This window comes from uncultured Cyclobacterium sp. (assembly GCF_963976465.1).
In the GTDB taxonomy this organism is placed as follows: Bacteria; Bacteroidota; Bacteroidia; order Cytophagales; family Cyclobacteriaceae; genus Cyclobacterium.
In genome coordinates this window covers 1-4,109 of the sequence record NZ_CAXBOC010000486.1, presented here as the reverse complement: position 1 = coordinate 4,109, position 4,109 = coordinate 1, and the positions used below count along the sequence as shown (strand labels likewise).

Below are 4,109 nucleotides of genomic sequence, written 5' to 3'. Positions count from 1 at the left end.
ATTAACCGATTTTGGTCTTGAACCTCCGCGAAAAGCGTTGGGTATAATCAAGGTACATGATGAAATAAAAGTAAGGATAGCCTTAAGGTTAAACGAAATTTAAAAATTTTAGCACTCATTCATTTTGAAATCCGTTGCGATGTTTTGGCATTCAACGGATTTTTTTGTTGTAAGAATCCGTAAGGGATTCTAACAATATCAGTTAAAAATATTAATCGGGAAAACCCTATATTGTAGGACATTTAAACCGAAATTAACTACAAACAATAATTATGAACAGGATGCTATCTGTAAAGGGCATTTTTACCTTGGCCTTTGCACTATTTACAATCACATTTTATGCACAAGATAACTTTGGTGGGTTGGCACTATATACGGTGAGGGACAATATGGGCGAGGATGCCAAAGCGACCCTGCAAAAAGTGGCGGATGCAGGTTATGCCTACATCGAGGCTGCGGGTTATAACGAAGGAAAATTTTATGGCATGGAGCCACAGGAGTTCAAGGCCTATTTGGAGAGTATTGGTTTGACTCCGGTTAGTACGCATATGGGTATGGTAACTTTGGAAAACGCAGACCAATTGATAGCCGATACCAAAGCAGCAGGATTTGAATATTTTACCATTCCGGTACCACCTATGGGCATGTTCACGTTTAATCGCGAAAACCGAACCATGGGGATGAAAGGTTCCATGGAAGATTTTGCTGATATTCTCACCACCTTGGGTAAAAAATGTGAGGCTTCAGGATTGAAGTTATTGTACCATAACCATGACTTTGAGTACAAGAACAACGAAGATGGTATTAAACCAATTGAATACTTATTGGATAATACAGACCCAAAATACGTGAACTTCCAAATGGATCTATATTGGGTGACCAGAGCAGAGGCAGACCCTGTTGCTTATTTCGAAGAATACCCGGGAAGATTCAAGTTGTGGCACGTAAAGGATATGGATGAAGAAGGAAAATTTGCCCCAGTAGGGGAGGGAACCATCGATTTTGCGAGAATCTTAAAGGAAAAGAAGACCTCAGGCATGGAAAAATATTTTGTGGAGCAAGATATGACCTGGGATAAAAAACCTTTGGAAGTTATCAAAATCAGTCATGAAGGGCTGAAAGAGATAGGCTTTAAATAAAAACTTGTGTAACCGATTTGATGCTCTCATCATAAAATTGATAAGAAATCAAAAAAATATTTTTTACAATCGGTTACATTAGTATCTTTGCACCCGCAAAGTTTGGTCGCGTAGCTCAGCTGGATAGAGCATCTGCCTTCTAAGCAGACGGTCGGAGGTTCGAATCCTTCCCCGATCACTACCCAAAAACCCCTGTAAAAACAGGGGTTTTGCTTTTTTAGATTATTTCTTATTTTTTTAATATTCAGGGGTGTATGGTTAAAATACTTCAGCGTTTTTTACTAAGAACATCATATCTAGTTGAAATCTCACTCTGAAGAGTTTCTTAGAGGGCGGCAATGAGATGACCGTTTTATTGAATTTTAAAAAAACTTCAAGCAATTTAATGGTTGGGTGATGGAAAAAAAGGACATCCATAAAAAGTCAATCATTCTGATTTTCATCATGTTATAATTTATTTTTTGATGTTATTTTCGATTTGTCATTAGGAATCATGGGAAAGTTTATCCCATTCTTTCCAGTACTCTCATTGGATATCATACAGATTCAAACCGGCAACCTACCCAATCGTTGAATTTGGAATAAATAAACCGCAATGAAATATAATACGATAATTATCGGAGGAGGCCTAGCCGGATTAACCGCTGGAGCCACGCTATCAAAATTTGGGAAGAAGGTCCTTTTGTTAGAACAACACCACAAACCCGGTGGTTGTGCTACCACGTTTAAGCGAGGAGACCTCATCATTGAAGTAGGCCTACATGAAATGAGTGGTTTGGCTGAAAACAGTAAGCTAATGAATCTTTTAAAAATGCTGAATGTGGACAAGAACGTTCAATTTCAGCAAGTACCAGAGTTCTACGCGGTGCTTTCAGATAAAAAAGATTTTGTATTTCCCCACGGTTTTGAAGCTGCGACCAAGGCACTCATCGACAGATATCCTGAAGATGAAAAAGGAATAAAACGGTTTATTAAATTGATTGCCGGTGTCAGAAAAGAAGGAGTCAGTTTGCCTCGCACACCATTGAAACGCAAGCTTATTTATCCCCTTATGCCATTGCTATATCCTAACCTTGTAGAAGCATCGCGACATACGGTTGGATCTTGGTTGGACAAGTACATCACCAATGAAAACGCAAAACTTGACCTAGTGGCACATATTGGCTATTGGGGCGATGACCCTTACACCTTATCCATGTTTTACTATAGCATGCCGTTTTCCGGATTTATCGAGAATGGTGGTCACTTCATAAAAGGGGGCTCACAACAGCTTTCCGATCATTTGGCCGCATATATTGAAAAACAGGGCGGCAGTGTACTGTTAGGGCAAAAGGCAGAGAAAATAGTTACTGAAAATGGCCTTCCATGATAGCTTCAATGAAAGTATAGAGCCAGTCACTATTTCATGTGATAATATAGTGGCCAATTGTGCCGTTCCATTCGTGCCGGCTATGTTAGATGAGCCCCATGCCTCCTCCCTCAAACAGAAAATCGGTTTACAAACAAATTCTTGTTCGTTATTATGCCTTTATCTAGGCTTTAAAACCAATTTGGAGATTTATGGTGTCAAGTACTACTCAAATTATATTCAGGGAGACAATGTCAAGACCTTGAAGGACGTTCACCTTAACCAGCTGGGTGATTGGTCAAAACGTAGCTTCATTTTTGTGGACTACGGTAGGATAGATGCTCAACTGGCGCCGCCAGAAAAATCTGTAGGTGCAATCTGTGGCGTAGACTATCTAAAAAACTGGGAAGGACTAAGTAAGGACGAGTATAAGGCCAAAAAGGAAGAAGTAGCCCAGATTTTATTGCAACGATTAGAAAAGCAATTTCCCGGAATACGAGAAAGCATTGAATATTATGAAGTAGCCACACCTAAAACCATTCAACGCTTCACCTCTAATCCCGATGGATCTGTTTATGGCTTCACTCAATCTAAAGAACAATCGGGGATGAAGCGATTAAGAAATAATTTCTTGATTCCCAACTTGTATTTTGCATCGGCATGGACATTTCCGGGAGGTGGTTTTGAAGGTACTATAATGGCCGGATTTTTGGCAGCTTTGCAAATGAATCGAGACAAAATCTGGTCAGAATGTGATGACACAAAATATGATGACCACAAAATTGTTTCGTTATTGGAGCGAAAAAAAATAGATAACCAAACACTTGCATTGAGTTTTGAGAAGCCAACCGGATTTCAACATAAAAAAGGACAGTATTCCATTCTCAACCTATTAAACCCTAAAGTGACCGAGCTAGACTTGCCCTATCGCTGGCTCCCTGTTGATTCTAGTGCTAAAGAAGATACCTTAAGATTTCATGTTGAATTGGACGACAGTAGCTTTTCCAAAAGTTGTGAACTTATCGACATAGGTGATCAAGCTATGATATTTGGCCCTATGAGCTAATTTAAATTTGTTATACCAACAGCTAAAACAATAGTATGAACGGAGCAATTTTTTTTCGGGCAAGTACGGTAGTACAGAACAATATGCGAACTGGATAGGTGAAGCCACAGGACTTCCCGTATTCGACATCAAGGACCCGAATGCCGATCCGTCAAAGTACGATTATCTGATACTGGGTAGTTCAATCCTTTTTTTTAAGCTGTCCAACCGAAAATGGGTAAGTGCAAATTTGTCCAAGCTTAAAGGCAGGTCAAAAATCTTGTTTTCAGTCTCCGGCGCCGGTCCAAGTGATAAACTCAACAGATGGGTTGCCAATTCCCTTCCTTCAGAGCTATTTTCCCAAATGGAGCATGTTGCGCTACGAGGCAGGTTAGACCATTCGAAAGTCAGTTGGTGGGTGCGGCTGGTGCTGTTGATAGGCTCTCTTATCAATCCTGACCCTAAAGCCAGTAAAGAAGAGCGCAATGGATTTGACTATGTTGACAAAGAAAGTATTGAACCAATTTTAAAACTGGTCAGGCAATCCAAGCATAGAGAAGTGCCAGCATAGTAAGAA

At 39.9% G+C, this 4,109-nt stretch carries 3 protein-coding genes, 1 tRNA gene and 1 pseudogene; all 5 read left to right on the top strand.

What is annotated here, in order from left to right:
* Positions 1 to 272 precede the first annotated feature (272 nt).
* Positions 273 to 1,139: a sugar phosphate isomerase/epimerase gene (locus AAC037_RS20810; RefSeq protein ID WP_339905313.1), complete on the top strand. Its 867-nt coding sequence runs from the start codon at positions 273 to 275 to the stop codon at positions 1,137 to 1,139.
* A 104-nt stretch (positions 1,140 to 1,243) separates the two neighbouring features.
* A tRNA-Arg gene (locus tag AAC037_RS20805) sits at positions 1,244 to 1,317 on the top strand.
* A 417-nt stretch (positions 1,318 to 1,734) separates the two neighbouring features.
* Positions 1,735 to 2,508: an NAD(P)-binding protein gene (locus AAC037_RS20800; RefSeq protein ID WP_339905309.1), complete on the top strand. Its 774-nt coding sequence runs from the start codon at positions 1,735 to 1,737 to the stop codon at positions 2,506 to 2,508.
* A complete protein-coding gene (locus tag AAC037_RS20795) occupies positions 2,495 to 3,553 on the top strand; it encodes a hypothetical protein (RefSeq protein ID WP_339905308.1) in 1,059 nt (352 codons plus the stop codon). The genes AAC037_RS20800 and AAC037_RS20795 overlap by 14 nt, the downstream gene beginning before the upstream one ends.
* Before the next feature lie 64 nt (positions 3,554 to 3,617).
* Positions 3,618 to 4,103: pseudogene (locus AAC037_RS20790) on the top strand (flavodoxin domain-containing protein); the annotation flags it as partial.
* Positions 4,104 to 4,109: the final 6 nt, after the last annotated feature.

Bases quoted from the DNA above. Each gene is read 5' to 3' on its own strand.
- AAC037_RS20810 (WP_339905313.1), top strand. From the start codon at position 273: ATGAACAGGATGCTATCTGTAAAGGGCATTTTTACCTTGGCCTTTGCA.
- AAC037_RS20800 (WP_339905309.1), top strand. From the start codon at position 1,735: ATGAAATATAATACGATAATTATCGGAGGAGGCCTAGCCGGATTAACC.
- AAC037_RS20795 (WP_339905308.1), top strand. From the start codon at position 2,495: ATGGCCTTCCATGATAGCTTCAATGAAAGTATAGAGCCAGTCACTATT.